The following is a 20421-nucleotide window of genomic DNA, read 5'->3' as shown; positions in this document are numbered from 1 at the left end:
ATTAAGCAAAATAAACATAGGGCAGCTCTTTTCCTATTAGAATTATTGAAAATAATTATAATAAGAATTTGCTCTAGCTATCCTATGCCTATTATAAGATTATATTAATAAATTAACCGTAACACCTAAGTAACACTAGACTACGCTGTAATTTTCTTTTCACCTAATTGCATTTGGCGAGTACGAGTTACGGGTAGACTTGTTGGATGAGTTTTAACAATAAAATCTACCAATTTTTCTCTTACCTCACAACGTAAGTCCCAAGCATCACTCGGCGTTCGCGCACTTGCTAAAATCCGTAATTCCATCACCCTATCTTGCACATCACTGACTTGAATACTACACACTTTACCATCCCAGAGCACAGAGTTAGTTAAAACACGTTTTAACTCATCTCGCATTTCATCAACAGGTAAAGTAAAGTCTACATACAAATAAACTGTCCCAATTAAATTATTACTCTCTTCCCTACTCCAATTTTGAAAGGAATGTTCTAGAAAATAATTGGTTGGAACAACTAAACGTCGCCAATCCCACAATTTAATAATGACATTACGAAAATTAATTTCCTCAACAACACCAAACTCATTTTCAATAACAACAGAGTCACCTATCTTAATAGGTTGCGTTAAAGCAATTTCTAAACCTGAAAATAGACTTGCTAAAGAGCGCTGTGCAGTAAAGGTCAATACCAAACCAATGACCCCCGCAGTCGTTAATACACTCGCACCTAAAGCACGCACATTATCAAATAACATCAAAATAGCGCCTACTGTTAGAATCGCAATAATTGCCATTGCAATTCGCTTTAAGATTAAGGTTTGGGTATATATTTTTCTTGCTAAAGCATTATTATCAGCCGTACCAGTATAACGATGTAAAAGTAGTTGCTCAGCTATATGAACCAACTTAAATAAAATCCAGGATATAGCACAAATAATTAAGCAGCTACTCAGTTTATCTAAAAAATAGGAAAATTGACTTGGTAGTCCTAAGTAAGGAATTAATGCATTAAACAAAATTAAAAAAACAATTGTTTTTAATATGCTAGAAAAGAAAGGTAGTAAAATACTTGTTGTTTGATGTGCAGTTAAAAAGGAGGTAGATAACAAGTATTTCGTAAAATTATTTATAATACGAGTAAATAGCCAATAAAAACTTAAAGCTAAAGAAAAATAAAAACTAAATTGCTCAATAATATTGAGCGCTGGCAAATCAGTTTTATCAACAAAAAAGTATATATATTTTTGATAAAAATAATTACCTAACGTTGCCAAAATAATTATAAAAATTGGTGGTAAAAGAATATTCCTAAGATGAGGAGATACGGGTTTAAAATTATCTCCCATAATAGTAGGCTTATTTATAGCAATAGACATATATTTCTCCTTCTAATTATCCTTGATCTCATAACTTTTAACCTCTGCACAATGTAAATTAATTAATTAACTAAAATTTCTAAAATAATTAGTTATCTTTAGCCAATTCATTTACTGACAAGTTTGTCTCGTTACTACAGTTATTATCCTGCAAAGGCATGATAGAAATATCTTGAGATTGTAAGGAAAATAAATTAGTTACATCTTTACTTTGCTTATAATTAATCCATTCCATATCATTATTTAAAATATATTTACATGCCTCCTCAATAAAAAAATCTCTTTTGTTAATCCCAGCCCACTGGCAATATTGCATAAGTTGTTCATAAATTTGAACACTCATTCTAATTCTGAACTGTATTTTTTTTTGAGCTATAGGTTCGCGAGTTATTAGCATATGTGTCTCCATAAAAATATAAATTATTTGTGACAAAACAATATTATATAATTTTGCCAGATTTTTAAAAATCATACAACCCAAGCCCTGTCATATTATATTTGACAACCAATGTCACAAATTATTAGAATGAGTTTTAATAAAAGTTGGTCTGTTTGGCTGATCTAGTAAGCAATAAACAAAATAATGCTGGGCTCTATTCTTTTAACCCTTTAAAATTGACGATTTATCTACTAAGGTGATTTTTTTAATTCATACAGGTTGAATTCTATTCAGAATTGTTGAACCATACTGATTAATTACTGCAAGGTAGTAGAATAATGACAATAATGAAACCCGCTTTAGAAGGAATTGGTAGTGCCAGCGGAGTAGCTTGGCCTATGTTTGGAATTTTAAGTGCAACCTTGAATTTATGTATTGGCGGCACACTTGCTCTTATATTGGGAAGTATTTGTAGCGCTGTATTTTTACTTATAAGTGTTCCTATTGCTTATATAAGCTATCAAGACTTGAAAAAGCAGCAAGAAGATTTAAGAAGAAAAAAAGAAAAACATGAAAATTCTTTACTCATTAGTCTTACCACTTTTTTTGCCCTACTATATAAATATAAAATGTTAAATACAACATTAACTTTAACAGAATTCATAGAACAAAAAGCACAAGAACTTGAGCAAAAATCTACAGATGAAGATAAATTAGGTGCTAATTTCTTGCGCTTTTTAAATTCTGAAGGCATTTATAATTTATATAATCCTCTAGAACCAAAGTTATTTAATCGAGCGCTACAAAAATACGTTAATCAATTTTTACTTAATCAATTAAACAACACCCCTTATACCGATATAGAGAAGTCAAAAATAAATATAGCTGCCTTTCAAGGTTTTGTTGGTGCATTTGGTACTATTGCAGGCGGCTTTGCTGGATTCACTGGTTTATTAATGGGTTTAGGCTTGATGGCAAGTTTCAGTATTATTCCTTGGGTTGGAATCGCTATTGTTGTGATAGCGCCAATTGTTGCTATTTATATGACAGATATAGCGGTAAGGAATGCTGAGCTAAATATTGATAAAGCGCTTTGGTGTAAGCAAACCAAAAATTTAAATCAATATACTCTAAAATTAAACACGGAGTTACGAGAGGTAATTGAATTAAATCAAACACGAGATAACACAATACCAGCTTCTAATACTTTACCTACGAATCATTCTGAGGTTGCCATAGAGAAAAGATTAATTATACCTACCCAAACTTTTTCCGATAAGAAATCAATTAAAAATAAAGAAAATAAAAAACCATCTCATCAGCATGATGTTGCTGATTATGATGCTAGTTATTCTAATCAAAATAATTTCTTTAATTCTACAAAACTAACTGGAGAAAATACTCCGTTGCCTCAACCAATTTTAACTTTAGCTTAGGTCTGATTTTATAGAGTTGTAACAAATTTTTTGATTTCTTAAAACAGCTTAATTATTTAAATATAAAAAATTTAATCCTATATACACAAAACTATCCACAGGTTTATTAATAAGCAAATCACTCTTATTTTTATTAAAACAAGCGAAAAAAACCTTATTTACTAAGGGCTAGACGTAGCAAAATATAATAAGATGAGTTAATTAATAGAACTAAATAAAAAAGATATCCACAGGCAAAGCAATTCAACTGGCTCTTTAATGTTACTCTAATCTAACTAGGAAAAATAGACTTAACTTAATAATTCTGCATATGGATATTAAAGATATTACCCTTTTAAGTGGAGAAAAGTTATAAAGCTAAAATTTTTGCAAGATAGAGCTTAACATTACTGAGTATTGTTGCGTGAATAATCAATGTCTTTCTCGCGTAGGCAGGAATCTATGTGGGAATTAGCCTCAATGCTAATTGATAGATAGCTCCCCGCCTATGCGGGGATGACGATGAATTTGTAGGGAATAATATAGACACACTTTCGTTATAATCAGACTTCAAACTTATTTATACAACAATATCCATTGCTGTTGCAGGATAAGCTCTCGTATAGATTAGATAAAAAAGAGTTACCCTCATAACTCAGCAATATTTAACGTCACAAATTCATCATTTTCTTTGAGAGATTGACTTTCTAGGCCAACTTCATTTTGTTTAATTTGTTTATAGGCATTCCACTTTTTATCGTGAGCTAAAATATATTTACATGCCTCTTCAATAAAAAAATCTCGATAAGTGATTCCGGCCCATTGACAGTATGCCATTATCTCTTCATGCGTCTTAACATTCATGCGAATACGAAATGCGATTTTCTTTTGGGTAGCTGGTTCTGGGACAATAAGCATAATATCCTTACTCTTAATTAGTGTGACAAGTTTAAGTCAGGAAATGTCTTATATCATGAAAAAAATTCATTAACAATAATTTTTGAATTTTGACTTAAAAGATTTGACATATGTGACTCAAAGGTGTAACTTAAAGTTGTCACCTTAATTTGGAAATAAATTTACTCAGTAACTTGTTGTAAATAAAGGAGTAGCAATGAAGAAAAAAATTGCCAGTATACTAGTGGGTTGTTCATTGGTCATACTCTCAGGCTGTCAAGTTATGTCCGGCGAAAGAAGTGTTAATCAATATGGCTCAGATGCAACGATTACTACCTCAGTAAAAGCAGCTCTTCTGAACAATACAGGTTTACCTGCTTCACGTATACACGTTGAAACAGATAAAGGAACTGTACTTTTAAGTGGCTTTGTTAAGACCTACCAACAGAAAATCAAAGCAGGTCAATTAGCTAGCCAGATACAAGGAGTTAGAGTAGTTGAGAATAATCTTGTAGTTCGTCGATAAGATAAATATTACAATCTTTACTGTGTTAACTGAAGTTAACTAAGGAATAAAAATGAATAACAATAGATCAGCCTTTGAAAATGAAAAAGAAAAAGTAAATAACTTATATGAAAATGGTAAGCAAAAAGCTCAAGCAGCTTATCATCAAGGTGAAAAAAAGTTAAATGAAGCAGTTGAGCAAGGCAAAGAGAAATCTCAAGATCTATATCAACAAGTAAAAGAGTCAGCAAGTGATTTCTATGATGAAAGTAAAAAAATGGTTAACGAGGCAAAAGATTATTTGCAAGCTAACTCTGATGAAATTATAAATGCTGTTAAACAAAATCCTGTAAATTCGTTATTAATTGCAGGTGGTATAGGCTTTATACTTTATAATTTATTAAGAAGATAAATAAAATTAATTAAATAACATCTAAAAATAAGAAAGATTAGGAGTTGTAATATGAAAATAAGAAAAATAGGCGCATTGTTATTAGGTTCAAGTGTTCTTTTTGCAGCTAATGCATTTGCTGGACAAGAAGAGCTTGTTAGTCGCTCAAAGGGTTATGATTTAATGCCTCATGAAGAACGCTCTTTAGAAGGTAATTGGTTTAGTACCCGCACTCTGCATTGTAAAGTTCGAGCTAAAGGTACTGAAGCAAATCCAATTTCAGTGACTGCTTTAAAAAAGAGAGCTGTGGTCAATGGATTAATTCTCCCTGAAGGTAATTCAATGACAGTTATCGTTCACCTAGGTGATAATATGCATTTTGAATTAGATAAGCGCGCTAAATTAGGATTACTAAATAATGGGGACCAACTTGTTAATTTAAATTGCGATTAATTATAACGCAATTTCTAACACTATTTAACGCTAACTTAATTAAGTTGGCGTTTTTTTTGCCTTGCACACAAATAGTAAATACTTTAGCGCAGCTAAATTGAGTTGTAAAATAGGATTTCCTACCGCTACATGGTTATATTTATAGGACCATTTAATTTAATCTTTCATCGGACTATCGCTACACCGCCTTTTAAATTCGTTACGTTTAGTTAAGAGCTTTTGTGTAAGCTTCTTCAGCTAAAGTTAATTGTTTTTGCAGCTGGCCTAATTCTGCATTAAGCTTTAATACCACTTCACCACCTAATGACTTCGATTGAGAAAGACGATTTACTAACGCTTCTTTTTGGTGTCTTAATAGGATAATTTGTCCCTCTAAATTCTGTAGCCATTGTTGCCGAGTAGTTAATTTATTTATAGAGAAGTCATTATTAGTTAAGGGGATTTTTTGATTTGCTTGCTGCTGACAAAAAGTAACCAATACATTAATCTTTTGATTAATTTTTTGAGCCAAATAATGAGACGCTTGACTATTTTCTTGCTGACTTAAAATCTTAATATCATCTTTAATTTCTTTACTATAAGCGTCAATATCATCTTTAGGATAGCAGCGAAATAACCCAGGCGGAAATAATTTGAAAGAAAAAACCGGCCCAAACTTACTTAACTGCCATTCTAATTCAGGAAGACGTTTCAGAAGACTAGCTAATAATGAATCAATGGACATTATTAATTATCACTCCCCTTCTTCAAGTCGTTATTATTTAGGCAACTTCCAAACTTTCACTTGGATCAGCTTCACCTCGATAAAATTTAGTACTAATAAAAGGTGGTAGACACATTATAACTAAGCCAAAAATTAACGTTAGCTCATAACGAGTAATACTACCAATGTTGATATTTTCAGGCGGCACAAAGCTAACGATTAAAGTAGTTAATACACCCATAATACCTATTCCTGAAACAGTTATCAGCCCTAATAATCCACCGGGAATTTTAAAAAGACGCTGTTGATTAGGATAACTTATGCGTAGTTTAATAGCTGCAGCAAACATAATTAAATACATTAACATATACAATTGAGCAGCTAACGCAGTTAATAACCAATAGGAACCATTCACGCTTGGCATAAAAAGAAATAGGGCTGATAAACCAGTAACAATAATGGCCTGTGTTATTAAAATAACCACAGGCGCACCAGACGTGTTAGAACGTCTAAACACCTTCGGTAAATTTCCTTCAGCGGCAGCAACCATCAGGCCTTTTGTTGGTGCAATTATCCAATTACTTACGCCACCTAAGCCACCCATAATTAACATTAACGCAATAATCGGCATAATCCATAGTAAATGATAGCGCGCAAAAAAGGCATCAAAAGCCTGCATAATGCCAGCAACTAAATTAATATCTTTATTTGGTAAAACGATAGCAATCGCTAAGGATCCAAGGATTAAAGTTATTAAAATAATCGATACTGAAATCACTAAGGCTCGAGGAAAGGCATATTGAGGGTTATGAACATCATTGGCATGGACAGTAGCAATTTCAATACCACAAAAAGACATCATGATAGCTGTTAAAGAAACCCATAATGATTGGTCATGCCACTGTGGAATAATACTGTGCATATTAAATTGAATTTGAGAAGGATTACCGCCTCCTAACCAAAGAATTCCTAACACAATAATTAATGTCATAGGAATAATTAAACCTGTAATTGCGCAAATATTGCTAAAAAGAGCAGCCGACTTCATTCCACGAATATTAATGCCTGTTACAATCCAAAAGGAAATAGTGATAACCAACCATAAAAATAACGGATTAGTGACAAGTGTAGGATTAATTAAGTAACCAATTGTACCAGCAACAAAAGATAAAATAGTTGGGTACCAAATGACATTTTCAATCCACTGTAACCAAATAGCTAAAAACCCAGCTCTTTTACCAAAAGCCTCCTTAACCCAAATATAAATTCCACCCTGTCGAGGCCAACCCGATGCTAATTCTGCAGAAACTAATGCAGTAGGGATTAAGAAAAATAATGCGCCAAAAAAAAAGAAAAAAATCAATTGGCTACCAAATAATGCCGTAGCAGGTAAATTACGAATACTATCAACTGATCCTACAGTGATCATGGTGAGACTAAAAATACTCAACACGTGCTTGTTACTACTCATTGCATTCCTTCTTGCTATTTAAAACTGGCAAATAAATCATTATACGAAGGTTAGCTTAAGAAAACCTTAATAATAGAATAAAAAATAAACAAAGTTCCTAACTTTACTGTACTTAGAGATATTTGTAAATTATACACTACATTATTCTCGCTTTATTTCACTTAAATGCTTAATTTTAAGAAATTAGGGTGCCTTTGCAAAGATATAGTATTTCCCACTAATTTTCAGACAAGGCACAAAATAGGAAGATAAACGACTGGATAGAAGTACATGGCTAGCAACTGATAGAAGTTGTAACTTGGTATGAAACTTAATGGGAGACGCTATAAAAAACCCTTGCTATACTTTTTTAATTCAATAATTAATGGCTTTAAAAGCTAATGAATAATAGTTTACTCATGCATGTTTTTATTTTTTTGGCTGCAGCTGCCATTATTGTCCCTATTGCTAGTCGGTTTAAGTTAGGTTCGGTATTAGGCTATCTTGTTATTGGTATATTAATAGGCCCATATGGTTTTAAATTATTAGGTAATGCCGAACAAATTATGCACTTTGCTGAGTTTGGTATTGTAATGATGCTCTTTTTAATTGGCCTAGAACTTGAACCTGAAATGCTTTGGCGATTAAGAAAAGCAATTATTGGCTTAGGTAGTTTACAAGTTACTTTAACAACGACGCTATTTACCTTAATAGGTATCTTATTACAATATAAATGGCAGGAGAGTTTAGCAGTTAGTATGGCACTGGCGTTATCATCTACCGCACTTGTTTTACAAATGCTTGAGGAAAAAAATTTATTACGTACCGTAGAAGGCGAAACATCCTTTGCTGTTTTATTATTTCAAGATATTGCTGTTATTCCTATTTTAATTATTTTACCGCTGCTTGCCCCGGCAGGGTTTTCTCACCTTTCTCATTTGCCACAAGAATTTATAATTTCTCCTAGATGGCTCCATGCTCTCTTTGTTATTGGCGTTATTAGTGCCATTATACTTATGGGTCATTACTTATCTCATCATCTATTTTTTCTTATTGCCAAAACTAACTTGCGTGAAGTTTTCACAGCTGCCTCTTTAGCAATAGTCACAGGTATTACTTTACTTATGCTAACGATAGGGGCTTCACCCGCACTAGGTGCGTTTATTGCAGGTGTTGTTTTAGCAAATTCGCAATATAAGCATACTTTGGAAATGGATATTGAACCTTTTAAAGGATTGCTACTAGGTTTATTTTTTATTTCTGTAGGTATGAATATGGATTTTAGCCTTTTTAAGGCGTATCCTTTACCCATTATAGCTGCAGTTGTTACTATTATTACTATAAAAGCATCCTTATTAATTTTTTTAGGTCGCTTATTTGGTTTAACGGGTTCACAGCGAATTGGCTTTGCGCTTGCTTTATCACAAGTAGGTGAATTTGCATTTGTCCTCTTTCAATATGCGAGTAATGTCAGAGTTATATCAACTGAAACTGCAAATCTGTTTAATTTTGTAGTCGCACTCTCTATGGCATTTACGCCATTTCTCATGCTAATTTATAATCGGTTTGTCGTTCCAAGATATCTAAGTAGAATCCCTAATAGAAAATTTGATGAGATTGAGGAAAGAAATCCTATAATTTTGGCTGGTTACGGGCGTTTTGGTCAAATTATTGGTCGTTTCTTACGCGCTCAAGATATAAGTTTAACTATTTTAGAAAAAGATCCGGAGCAAATTGAATTATTGCGCAAATATGGCTTTCAAGGTAATTTTGGTGATGCAACTAGACTTGATATTTTACGTCATGCCGGCGCAAATCGAGCCAAAATACTTATTGTGGCTATAGGTGATACGGAGGTTTCTCTTAAAATTATTAAATTAGCCAAACAATATTTTCCTAATTTAAAGATTTATGCCCGGGCTCGGAATAGACGCCATGCTTATGAGCTTTACAAAGAAGGGGTAGAGTATTTTAAACGTGAAACGTTTGATTCTTCATTATCAATGGCCCGTGATGTCATGATAGATTTAGGACATAGTTCAGAGAGTATCAGCCGTAAAGCAAAGATTTTTTCTAAATTTGATGAGAAATCGCTACATGAATCTTTTGATTTTTTTGACAAAGAACATGAGCTAATTCGCTATTCACGCTATTCGAATATTGAACTTGAACGTATTCTTCAAAGCGACCAGCAAATTGACCGCTCATATAGTCGCCAACGAAAACGAACTGAAGTGGGGCAATAACAGCCCCACATTAGCAAATATGAATTCAACCCTAAATCAATCAAAGCTTTTAAGCTTTGTCTTTGGCAAAGCGCTCAATACTATCCATAATTTCTTTATGAGCTGCGTCAATGCCATCCCAACCATCTACTTGAACCCATTTGCCCTCTTCTAAATCCTTGTAGTGTTTAAAGAAATGCTCAATGGATTGTAATAGATGTTTTGGTAAATCTTCATACGTTTCAACATCAGCATAAATTTTAGTCAGCTTATTAGTAGGTATGGCTAATAGCTTTGTATCTTCTCCAGCTTCGTCAGTCATTTTCAACATACCTACTACTCGACAAGCAATAGCAGAACCATTTAATAAAGGAACTGGAGCAACAACTAATACATCAACAGGATCACCATCTCGTGATAAGGTACTGGGAATATAGCCATAATTCACTGGGTAAAACATAGCCGTACTCATAAATCGATCCACGAATAACGCGCCACTTTTTTTGTCAACTTCATATTTAACTGGAGCGCCGTACATAGGGATTTCAATGATAACGTTAATTTCATGTGGTACATTACGACCACTATCAATATTTATTAAGCTCACTTTATTTTATCCAATTTGCAAAAACAGCGTATTATGCGTAAATCTTTTTTAAAAGGCAAAAATTCCTAAATTTATTTTTAGATAAATTAATTAATAGATTAATTAACTTGTGAAAGACTTTTATAATTAAAATTTATTGTAAGTTAGACATAAATGATTCATGAAATCTTTTGTGCCAAACTTATTTATTTTTAATTTACGTTCCGTACAATACTTTGCATGCCATCGAATAACATTCAATCAGCAATATAAAGGAACCTCCGGGTCTTTATATATTGAACTCACATTAATTTAAATACTTTTTCTTCTTCCCCTTCTAAGAGTATAATGCATATTTACTTTAGCCCTGGATACGTATGGATTGCTTGTTTTGTAAAATTGCCCAAGGTGAAATTAAAGCAAATATTATTTATGAAGATAAAAATATGATTGCTTTTCATGATATTCATCCCCAAGCACCTACACATATCTTAATTATTCCTAAAAAACATATTTCGACAATTAATGATGCAGAGCATACTGATGAGCAGTTATTAGGTCAGATGATTTTGAAAGCTAGGGATATAGCAAAAGCTCAACAACTTAGTGAGAGTGGGTATAGATTAATCTTTAACGTTAACGCCGGTGGTGGACAGGCAGTTTACCACATTCATTTACATTTACTGGGCGGCCGGCAAATGATGTGGCCTCCAGGATAGGGTTTTGTCCATGCACGATTTATACAGACAAATTTTAAAGCAGATTGGTGAAGATCCAGATCGAGAAGGCTTAATAGATACGCCTACACGCGCCGCAAACGCCATGCATTACTTAACTAAAGGCTATCAGGAAAAGCTAGAAGATATCATTAATAATGCACTCTTTATTTCTGATATGAGCGAAATGGTTATCGTAAAAGATATTGAATTATATTCAATGTGTGAACATCATTTATTACCTTTTTTTGGCAAATGTCATATAGGTTATATTCCGCATGGTAAGGTCTTAGGGCTATCTAAATTTGCAAGGCTCGTTGATTACTATGCAAGGCGCTTGCAAATTCAAGAACGATTAACATCTGAAATTGCTCATTGTATTGAAGATATTACTGCGGCTCGTGGTGTAGCTGTCGTCATTGAGGCTAAGCATTTATGTATGATGATGCGGGGCGTTGAAAAACAGAATTCAGCTATGATTACTTCAGTTATGTTAGGTGAAATGCGTGAACATTCCATCAGCCGAAGTGAATTTTTAAAGTTGGTTAAATAATAAATTTCATTTAAAAGCTAATTCTGATTCCTTATCAAAAATGAAGCACTGCTTTAAAGGCAGTGCTTCACCAAGTTAATCTTCTTTTGGCGAGTACAATTCCTCTGGCTCAGTAACATTACTTTGTCCATCTAAATTAGATGTTTTGTCTTCCTGATTAGTTACCTCTTCTGAATTTAAAGACTCTTGCCCTTGTTCTTCAGGAGCTTCAGGCTGGATTGGCGCTGGAGCTTGAGGCTTGTCTTTCCATTCAAGTTTAATGCGATTTTGCTTGTCGATACCTGCAACATACACCTCAATTTCTTGACCTTCGCTAAGTACTGACTCAACTTTTTGATTTCTATCACTACAAATTTGTGAAATATGCAATAGGCCATCTTTTCCAGGTAACAAATTAATAAAAGCACCAAAATCGACAATTTTACTAACTTTACCTTTATAGGTTTGTCCTACTTCAACCTCAGCAACTAATGCTTTGATTTGCCGTTGTGCATCTTCTAAAGCTTCAGCATCAGGCGAGAATAATTGAATTGTACCAGAGTCATCTATATCAATAGAAACGCCGGTAGATTCAATTAAACCTTTAATTGTTGTACCACCTTTGCCAATTACAGTGCGGATTTTATCTTCTGCAACTTTCATAGTAGTAATACGTGGTGCATGCTTAGAAAGCTCTTCACGATGCTCAGAAAGTGCGTTATTCATAACACCTAAAATATGGATTCGACCTGCTAAAGCTTGATCTAATGCTTGCTGCATAATTTCTTTAGTAATACCTGTGATTTTAATATCCATCTGTAGCGCAGTAACACCTTTTTCAGTGCCCGCTACTTTAAAATCCATATCACCTAAATGATCTTCATCACCTAAGATATCTGTCAAAACTGCAAAACGTTCGCCTTCTTTAATAAGCCCCATAGCCACACCAGCTACAGGTGCTTTTAATGGCACACCAGCATCCATTAACGCTAAGCTAGTACCACAAACAGTAGCCATTGAACTTGATCCATTAGATTCTGTAATCTCTGAAACAACACGTAAAACATACGGAAACTCATTAGCCTGTGGCAAAACAGCCATTAAACTTCGTTTAGCAAGACGCCCATGACCAATTTCTCTACGTTTAGGACTTCCTACCATGCCAGTTTCACCTACGGAATAAGGAGGGAAATTATAATGCAGCATAAAGCGGTCTTTACTTTCGCCTATTAAGCCATCTAAAATTTGTGCATCTCGCTCATTACCTAATGTAGCAGCAACTATAGCTTGAGTCTCACCACGGGTGAAAATAACTGAACCATGTGCCCGCTCTAAAAATTTTGTGCGAATAGCGATTGGTCTAACTGTTTGATTATCCCTACCATCAATACGAGGTTCGCCATCTAAAATCCGTTTTCTAACTAATTTTTTCTCTAAGTCGCTAATAAATTCCGGAATACTTGCAATATCAACGTCCGGTTGTTCACTGACAATCGTATCAATAATTTGTTGTTTAATATTGATTAACTGTTGTCGTCTTTCTTGCTTATCTTTAACTAAATAAGCACCTATAATGGCTTCTGTAGCAAGATCTTCAATACGATTTTTTAATTCTTTATTACTAATCGGTGGTGTCCAGTTCCAAGGTGTTTTATTTACCTCAGCTGCTAGTTCTTTAATTCCCTGTATCACAGCCTGAAACATTTCATGACCGAATAAAACGGCACCAAGCATGATTTCTTCACTTAATTCGCGCGCTTCTGACTCAACCATTAAAATAGCGTCATTGGTTCCTGCAACCACAAGATCTAACTCAGATTGCTGAATCATTTTATAACTTGGGTTCAGTAAATAAATACCATCTTTATAACCCACACGTGCTGCGCCTATAGGTCCTTGAAAAGGAATACCAGATATAGCGAGTGCCGCAGAAGCACCAATCATCGCTATAATGTCGGCAGGAACTTCTGGATTTAATGACATGACTGTAGCAATAATCTGCACTTCATTATAAAAACCGTCTGGAAATAGAGGGCGCAAAGGGCGATCCATTAAACGAGAAATTAACGTTTCTGACTCTGACGGGCGTCCTTCTCGCTTATTAAATCCACCAGGGATTTTTCCAGCAGCATAGGTTTTTTCTTGGTAATTCACTGTTAAAGGAAAAAAACTATTATCACCAGCACCTTCTTTATTCCCTACTACAGTCACCAAAACTTGAGTGCCACCCATACTTGCAAAGATAGCTCCATCAGCTTGGCGCGCTATTTCACCCGTTTCTAGGGATAAAATATGTTCACCAAACCTTATCTCTTTAACAATTTTTCTACTCACGTAACTTACCTCATTAGAAATTAAAAAAAAGGCGCAGAATAACTGCGCCTTTTATGATGTAAACAGCAGGTGTCTTATCCCTAAGGAAGATAGACTTTTAATAAGAATCACGCAGTCCAAGGCTTTGAATAAGATCTTGGTATCGTGCTTGATCTATGCTCTTTAAATATTTTAAAAGCTTACGTCTTTTATTAACAAGTGCTTGTAAACCACGACGTGAATGAAAATCTTTACGATTTACCTTAAAGTGTTCTGTTAAATATTTAATACGCTCAGACATGAGTGCAACTTGAACTTCTGGTGAACCGGTATCTTGGTCAGCGCGTTGATACTTTTTTACAACTTCTGCTTTTTGTGCGCTAGCTAGCGACATAGGCTTACTCCCAAATATAAGCTAAGTATATTTTAATAAAGTTGTGTATTCTAGCAAGGCCTCTGCTAGGACACAAGTACTTAGCCACAATTATAGTTAATATTTTGCTCAGTCCAGTAATAAATTAATTTAACAAAGAGCCCTTATAAGAAGCAGAGAAGCAACCATTTATTTGCCCAATTAATACTCAAAAGATATATTTTCAGCGCAAACTGTTTACATTTTTAGCTAACAAACGCTTTACTTTAAGTACTCTAGAATCGCTTAGCTCTCCTAGACCGATAAATTGGCCTTGCTGATTGTGTAAGCGCACGCAGCCATATGCTAGATCATTATTTAGAGCCGTAACGATTTTTCCTTGACGTAAATGTATTTCTTGGCAGTCATCAATAGTAACAATTGGCAAATGATTAACGGCATATTCACAGGGAATTAGGCACGTTGCTAATGATTCCGAATCAAGGCAGGTTAAGTCACTCAATTCGTACATCGGCTTATCTTTAAAATGATCAATATAAACCCTATGGAGCTGAGTTAAATGCGCATAGACACCTAAGTTTTCTCCAATATCTTCAACTAAATTGCGAATATAAGTTCCCTTGCCACAATGTACTTTAATAGTGAAATATTGGCCATCAAAAGCCAGTAGCTCTATGGAATAGATATTTATGGGTCTTGCTTCTCTCTCTATCGTAATTCCAGCACGTGCAAACTTATAAAGTGGTTGACCTTTAAACTTTAATGCAGAATACATAGAAGGTGTTTGCAGCGTTGCGCCAACAAATTGGTTAATAACTTCTTCTAATCGTTGCTTTTGGACGTCATACTTGTCGACCGCTGCAATAGTTGCCCCGTCAGCATCGCCTGTATCGGTTTTAGCGCCTAATAAACCTGTGGCTATATAAACTTTACTATCAGTCAATAAGTACTGACTAAATTTAGTCGCTTCGCCAAAACAAATGGGTAGCATACCTGTAGCGAGCGGATCTAGACTGCCAGTATGGCCTGCTTTCATTGCTTTAAAAAGACGTTTCGCTTTTTGTAAGGCTACATTAGAAGTAATTCCTTGCGGTTTATTTAAAAGCAATATTCCGTTTATTGGCTTCTTCGTTTCATTCAGACTCATGATCAGGATCTTGGCGAGGCACATTTACATCATCAATAAGCTTTCTTAGGCGCCGGCCATATTCTATTGATTCATCATAGACAAAATGCAACTGAGGAACAGTGCGTAATTTTATTGTACGTGCTAGAGCTGTTCTTAGATAACTTGCTGCAGTATTTAAAATCTGCGCTGTTTGTTCTACATCGCTATTTAAAACAGTAAAATACACTTTTGCATGTCCTAAATCAGCAGAAATTTTTACTGCTGAAATAGTGACGAAAGCAGGCATACGTGGATCTTTGATCTCTTGCTGAATAATTTGTGATAGCTTGCGCTGAATCATTTCTGCTACACGATCGGTGCGCTTAAAGTTATTACTCATAAATCTCGCTTGATTTCTACTGTCTCAAATACTTCAATTAAATCACCAGCCTTGACATCGTTATAATTTTTAACGCCTATACCACATTCAAAGCCTTGTCGAACCTCAATAACATCATCTTTAAATCGTCTTAGAGATTCTAATGTACCTTCATAGATGACAACGTTATCACGTAATACACGTATAGGATTATTTCTTTTTATCGTGCCTTCTGTGACCATACAACCTGCAATAGCACCTAATTTTGGTGAGCGGAAGACATCACGTACTTCAGCAATACCAATAATTTCTTCTTTAAATTGAGGTGCAAGCATGCCTGAAAGCGCACTTTTAACTTGATCCACAATGTCATAAATCACACTATAATAATGCAGAGAAACAGACTCTTGCTCAGCAAGACGTTTAGCCCCACCATCTGCGCGAACATTAAAGCCTATAAGAATAGCATTGGAAGCAATTGCTAGATGTACATCAGATTCAGTAATACCACCAACGCCACTTGCAACGATTTGTACCTTTACTTCTTCATTAGATAATTTAACTAATGCATCAGCGATAGCCTCAACTGAACCTTGTACATCAGCTTTGAGTACAATGCCAAGCACCTTAGTCTCAGCCATCGCCATATTTTCAAAGATACCTTCAATACTGGATTTTTGTCGACGCGCCAATTTTACATCACGGAATTTTCCTTGGCGAAACAATGCAACTTCTCTTGCTTTCTTTTCATCAGTAACAACAACAGCCTCATCACCAGCATGAGGAATAGCAGATAAACCTAAGACCTCTACTGGAATAGATGGGCCTGCGCTGTCAATCTGCGAACCATTATCGCTAACCAAGGCTTTGACACGACCGTATTGAAAGCCAGCTAATAATATGTCCCCTTTATGCAGAGTACCATTTTGTACGAGTACAGTTGCAACCGGACCTCGTCCTTTATCAAGTCTGGATTCAATGACCACACCTCGAGCAGCACCATCAGTATGTGCTTTTAATTCTAATACTTCTGCTTGTAACAACACCGCATCAAGAAGTTCATCAACACCCATTCCTGTCTTTGCAGAAATATTTACAAACATAGTATCACCGCCCCACGATTCAGGAATAACCTCGTAGTTGGACAGTTCATTCATTACTCGGTCAGGATCAACATCAGGTTTATCCATTTTATTAACAGCAACAATCATCGGAACTTTCGCAGCTTTAGCATGTTGCACTGCTTCAATAGTTTGCGGTTTTACACCATCATCACCAGCAACGATTAAAATAACAATATCAGTTGCTTGTGCTCCACGGGCGCGCATTGCAGTAAATGCAGCATGGCCTGGTGTATCTAAAAAGGTAATATTCCCTTTAGGTGTGCTTACATGGTAGGCACCTATATGTTGAGTAATCCCACCTGCTTCACCAGCAGCAACTCGAGTGCGGCGAACATAATCAAGTAAAGAGGTCTTACCATGATCTACGTGACCCATAATAGTAACCACAGGCGCACGAGGTTCTTGGTTACTACCTTGTGTTAGAGTGTTACCTAAATCTTGTTCAATAGCATCTTCTTTAAGTACTTTTGGCCGATGCCCCATTTCCTCAACAACAATAACAGCTGTATCTTGATCAATTACTTGGTTAATTGTTGCCATGGCGCCAAGGCCCATCATAACTTTAATCACCTCTGCCGCTTTTACAGACATCCGTTTAGCTAACTCAGCCACAGTAATTGTTTCCGGGATAACTACATCGCGAATTACAGGCGCTGTAGGCATAGCGAAACCATGTGTTAATGCTTCTTCTGCCTCACGATATTTTTCGGATTTTTCATTACCTTTACGTTTTTTTGCTTTATTACGCTTAAAACGGACTTGAGCATTTTCATCATCAATTTGAGGTTGATATTTATTCTTCTTTTTACCTTTTTTCTCAGATTTATCACTCTCTTCATAGTCAAAATGCTTTTTCTTAGATCCCTTTTCTATTTCTGCCTTTGGAGTGACTAACGCTGGATCTTTTACAAATAATTTCAGATCCAAATCCTCTTCTTGTTCTAACTCTTCTGTAGTACTTATTTCATCAATTTGATCAGAGGTAGGCTCGGCCTCTTGTTCTTCTGCACTAGCTAATTGTTCCTCTTCAGCAGCAGGCGTTTTTACTTCTTCTTCGCCTATACTGGTATCAAGCGCTTCAGTTTCTTCAGAAGATGTAGCTGCAGTAGTTTCATCAATATTTTCTATTTCTAATTCAGTAGTTGGAGTTGTTAAATTCTCCTCTACTAAAGAATCCGTAGCTTGTTCTTGTTGGACACCTTCACTCGTAGTGAGCTGTTCTTTTGCGGACTGCTCTGGCAGTGCTGCGCGCTTTACATACGTTTTCTTTTTTCTAAATTCCACATTTACTGTTTTAGATTTGTGAATATCATTACCTTGCGGTATCTGTGTTAAGCTTTTGCGTTGCAAAGTAAAGCGCTCCGGTGTAGTACGTATGTCACGTTTACCGCTGCTTTTTAAATAATTTAGCAAGATTCGCTTTTGGTCTTCATTTACTGTTTGAACGTCATTCGTAAATGATAAACCCGCTTCCTGCAACTGGTTCAATAAACGCTCAACTGGAATTCCCACAACTTGAGCCAATTGTTTAACCGTTACATCCGCCATATTCATGATCCTCGTTCAGCAATTATTTCATCGCTTATGTTCATATTTTTTGCTTGTTGCATTATAGAATAAGTACCTAACAACATGCTTTAAAACCTTAATAACTAACTGCAAATTTAAAGATAAGATCCTCGATTTATTTTAGGGCCTGTTGACAATTGGCATTACGGCTCAAAAACTTGGCTAATTTGCGTAAATTTCAGTTTGAACTCGTTAAATAGGATTCGCTATTCGCCTCATTCAAACTAAAATTTACACTAAATTATCCAGATTTTGAGCTGGCAACACCAAATGTCAACAGACCCAAGTTTAATTTTAAGCTGTCATTTTAATTTAATTATATAAATTCCAATGACAAAGCTTAAGTTTATTAAAGTTAACTACGTAATCTTATGTTTAACTTTAAACCTTTTAAATCCAATATAGGTTTTTTATTTTATGTTAGTACTACTTACCCTTTTAAAGAAACCAAGGCTCACGAGCTTTCATAATTAAAGCACCGGCCTTTTCCTCAGTCATATCCGGAACATCTAATAATTCATCTACCGAAAGCTCAGCTAGTTCTTCAACTGTATTAATTCCCCGTGCTAATAAACTAGCAGCAATATCTTCTGTCATTCCTTCTAAGGTTAATAAATCACCATTTGAGGAATTTGATGTTTCACTTCCAGAAGTTAATGCCTGAGTTAATAGAGTGTCATTAGCACGATTTCTTAGCTCATCAACAATTTCCTCATCAAATTCTTCTATAGCTAAGAGCTCCTCTTTAGGTACGTAGGCAATTTCCTCAAGCGAAGAAAAGCCATTCGTTACTAATAGGGTAGCTAATTCTTCATCAATATCTAGTGTTGAGGTAAATAGATTAATACTTTTTGAAGCTTCCTCTTGATTTTTATTATTAAACTCTTCAATTGTCATCACATTGAGTGTCCAGCCAGTCAGCTGACTAGCTAGTCTTACATTCTGACCATTACGTCCGATAGCTTGTGATAGTTGTTCTTTCTGTACGGCTAAATCCATTGTATGAGTATCTTCATCTACAACAATAGACGAAATCTCTGCAGGTGCCATTGCATTAATTACTAACTGAGCGGGATTATCATCCCATAGAACAATATCAACTCGCTCACCGCCTAATTCACTTGATACCGCTTGTACTCGAGCGCCACGCATACCTACACAGGCGCCTACAGGGTCAATACGACCGTCATTTGTCTTAACAGCAATTTTAGCTCGTACGCCAGGTTCACGAGCAGCTGCCTTAACCTCAATAATATTTTCACCTATTTCTGGTACTTCAATTCTAAATAACTCAACAAGCATCTCGTTACGAACTCGACTGATATAGAGCTGCGGTCCCCTAGCCTGCGGGGTAATATCATATAAATACGCCCGAACTCTATCATTTGTCCTAAACATTTCATTGGGAAGCATTTCTTGCCGTGGTAAAAATGCTTCTGCTTTACCACCTAAATCAACGATAATATTGTCTCGAGTAACTTTCTTAACTGTACCGTAAATGAGCTGCCCTAATTTGCTTCTAAATTGATCAACAACTTGTTGTCTTTCAGCTTCGCGTACTTTTTGAGTAATAACTTGACGTGCGGTTTGCGCGGCAATTCTACCAAATTCAATAGAGGGCATTGGCTCTTCTAATGTATCTCCGACTTGAAGAGATGGTGAACGCTCTTTGGCTGCACTTAATGAAATCTGACTCTCTGTTGATTCAAGTTCCTCATCTGGCACAACGTCCCAATAACGAAATGTCTCATATTCACCAGTTCGAGGATCTAATTTAACGCGAACATTAATATCAGCTACTGATAATTTGCGGGTTGCCGATTCTAACGCGGACTGAATAGCTTGCAATACTACCTCTTTGCTTACCCCTTTTTCATTGGATAATGCCTCAGCAATTAATAGCACTTCTTTACTCATTCTTGGC

At 35.3% G+C, this 20421-nt stretch carries 17 protein-coding genes and 3 pseudogenes; 7 read left to right on the top strand and 13 right to left on the bottom strand.

The features are described 5' to 3' along the window. Nucleotides 1-140 precede the first annotated feature (140 nt). Together E1P04_RS09200 and E1P04_RS17875 are read right to left on the bottom strand one after the other, a co-directional pair. Nucleotides 141-1379 (bottom strand): mechanosensitive ion channel family protein, encoded by a 1239-nt coding sequence (locus E1P04_RS09200; protein WP_131782618.1) that lies wholly within the window; start codon nucleotides 1377-1379, stop codon nucleotides 141-143. Between the two features lie 88 nt (nucleotides 1380-1467). Further along, nucleotides 1468-1776, bottom strand: coding sequence for a hypothetical protein (locus E1P04_RS17875; protein WP_207386005.1), 309 nt, complete (start codon nucleotides 1774-1776; stop codon nucleotides 1468-1470). A 320-nt stretch (nucleotides 1777-2096) separates the two neighbouring features. Between E1P04_RS17875 and E1P04_RS09190 the strand changes: the two genes are divergently transcribed. After that, nucleotides 2097-3194 carry a hypothetical protein gene (locus E1P04_RS09190; RefSeq protein ID WP_131782617.1) on the top strand — a complete coding sequence of 366 codons (1098 nt, stop codon included), beginning with the start codon at nucleotides 2097-2099 and terminating at the stop codon, nucleotides 3192-3194. A 627-nt stretch (nucleotides 3195-3821) separates the two neighbouring features. Here E1P04_RS09190 and E1P04_RS09185 read toward each other — a convergent pair. Continuing rightward, nucleotides 3822-4091: a hypothetical protein gene (locus E1P04_RS09185; protein WP_207386004.1), complete on the bottom strand. Its 270-nt coding sequence runs from the start codon at nucleotides 4089-4091 to the stop codon at nucleotides 3822-3824. Nucleotides 4092-4353: 262 nt separating this feature from the next. Between E1P04_RS09185 and E1P04_RS09180 the strand changes: the two genes are divergently transcribed. The 3 genes from E1P04_RS09180 to E1P04_RS09170 are packed head-to-tail and all read left to right on the top strand — an operon-like array spanning nucleotide 4354 to nucleotide 5419. Beyond that, a complete protein-coding gene (locus E1P04_RS09180) occupies nucleotides 4354-4596 on the top strand; it encodes a BON domain-containing protein (protein WP_207386003.1) in 243 nt (80 codons plus the stop codon). 52 nt (nucleotides 4597-4648) lie between these two features. Beyond that, the gene (locus E1P04_RS09175) at nucleotides 4649-4987 is read left to right on the top strand and encodes a hypothetical protein (protein WP_131782615.1); all 339 of its coding nucleotides are present in this window, start codon (nucleotides 4649-4651) and stop codon (nucleotides 4985-4987) included. Nucleotides 4988-5038: 51 nt separating this feature from the next. Beyond that, nucleotides 5039-5419, top strand: a complete 381-nt coding sequence (locus tag E1P04_RS09170) for a hypothetical protein (RefSeq protein WP_131782614.1) — start codon at nucleotides 5039-5041, stop codon at nucleotides 5417-5419. 205 nt (nucleotides 5420-5624) lie between these two features. Here E1P04_RS09170 and E1P04_RS09165 read toward each other — a convergent pair whose 3' ends face one another. Next, nucleotides 5625-6143 (bottom strand): hypothetical protein, encoded by a 519-nt coding sequence (locus tag E1P04_RS09165; RefSeq protein ID WP_131782613.1) that lies wholly within the window; start codon nucleotides 6141-6143, stop codon nucleotides 5625-5627. 37 nt (nucleotides 6144-6180) lie between these two features. Then, a complete protein-coding gene (locus E1P04_RS09160; protein WP_131782612.1) occupies nucleotides 6181-7593 on the bottom strand; it encodes an APC family permease in 1413 nt (470 codons plus the stop codon). Between the two features lie 380 nt (nucleotides 7594-7973). On the opposite strand from E1P04_RS09160, the gene E1P04_RS09155 reads away from it, so the two are divergent. Further along, entirely contained in the window at nucleotides 7974-9818 is a 1845-nt protein-coding gene (locus tag E1P04_RS09155) for a monovalent cation:proton antiporter-2 (CPA2) family protein (RefSeq protein ID WP_131782611.1), read from the top strand. A 49-nt stretch (nucleotides 9819-9867) separates the two neighbouring features. On the opposite strand, the gene ppa is transcribed toward E1P04_RS09155, so the two are convergent. Further along, nucleotides 9868-10404, bottom strand: a complete 537-nt coding sequence (gene ppa, locus E1P04_RS09150) for an inorganic diphosphatase (RefSeq protein ID WP_131782610.1) — start codon at nucleotides 10402-10404, stop codon at nucleotides 9868-9870. Nucleotides 10405-10760: 356 nt separating this feature from the next. On the opposite strand from ppa, the gene E1P04_RS09145 reads away from it, so the two are divergent. Together E1P04_RS09145 and folE are read left to right on the top strand one after the other, a co-directional pair. Further along, a complete protein-coding gene (locus E1P04_RS09145; protein ID WP_131782609.1) occupies nucleotides 10761-11102 on the top strand; it encodes a histidine triad nucleotide-binding protein in 342 nt (113 codons plus the stop codon). Between the two features lie 10 nt (nucleotides 11103-11112). Beyond that, nucleotides 11113-11652, top strand: coding sequence for a GTP cyclohydrolase I FolE (folE, locus tag E1P04_RS09140; RefSeq protein ID WP_131782608.1), 540 nt, complete (start codon nucleotides 11113-11115; stop codon nucleotides 11650-11652). A gap of 221 nt (nucleotides 11653-11873) precedes the next feature. On the opposite strand, the pseudogene pnp reads toward folE, so the two are convergent. The 7 genes and pseudogenes from pnp to nusA all read right to left on the bottom strand — a co-directional run. Continuing rightward, nucleotides 11874-13965 (bottom strand): annotated as a pseudogene (pnp, locus tag E1P04_RS09135) (polyribonucleotide nucleotidyltransferase); the annotation flags it as partial. A 97-nt stretch (nucleotides 13966-14062) separates the two neighbouring features. After that, entirely contained in the window at nucleotides 14063-14338 is a 276-nt protein-coding gene (gene rpsO, locus E1P04_RS09130) for a 30S ribosomal protein S15 (RefSeq protein ID WP_115332276.1), read from the bottom strand. A 202-nt stretch (nucleotides 14339-14540) separates the two neighbouring features. Continuing rightward, the gene (gene truB, locus E1P04_RS09125; RefSeq protein WP_131782606.1) at nucleotides 14541-15464 is read right to left on the bottom strand and encodes a tRNA pseudouridine(55) synthase TruB; all 924 of its coding nucleotides are present in this window, start codon (nucleotides 15462-15464) and stop codon (nucleotides 14541-14543) included. Next, entirely contained in the window at nucleotides 15451-15825 is a 375-nt protein-coding gene (rbfA, locus tag E1P04_RS09120) for a 30S ribosome-binding factor RbfA (RefSeq protein ID WP_131782605.1), read from the bottom strand. Before rbfA ends, truB begins: the two co-directional genes overlap by 14 nt. Then, a pseudogene (gene infB / locus E1P04_RS09115) lies at nucleotides 15822-17804 on the bottom strand (translation initiation factor IF-2); the annotation flags it as partial. The gene rbfA and the pseudogene infB, both read right to left, overlap by 4 nt. Nucleotides 17805-18151: 347 nt before the next feature. After that, a pseudogene (locus E1P04_RS18380) lies at nucleotides 18152-18476 on the bottom strand (translation initiation factor IF-2 associated domain-containing protein); the annotation flags it as partial. A gap of 459 nt (nucleotides 18477-18935) precedes the next feature. Beyond that, nucleotides 18936-20414, bottom strand: coding sequence for a transcription termination factor NusA (gene nusA / locus E1P04_RS09110; RefSeq protein WP_131782603.1), 1479 nt, complete (start codon nucleotides 20412-20414; stop codon nucleotides 18936-18938). Nucleotides 20415-20421 lie beyond the last annotated feature (7 nt).

Source organism: Legionella gresilensis (assembly GCF_900639865.1).
Lineage (GTDB): Bacteria > Pseudomonadota > Gammaproteobacteria > Legionellales > Legionellaceae > Legionella_C > Legionella_C gresilensis.
Note: the sequence above shows the minus strand (reverse complement) of the source record. Positions and strands in the feature narration are given on the sequence as shown.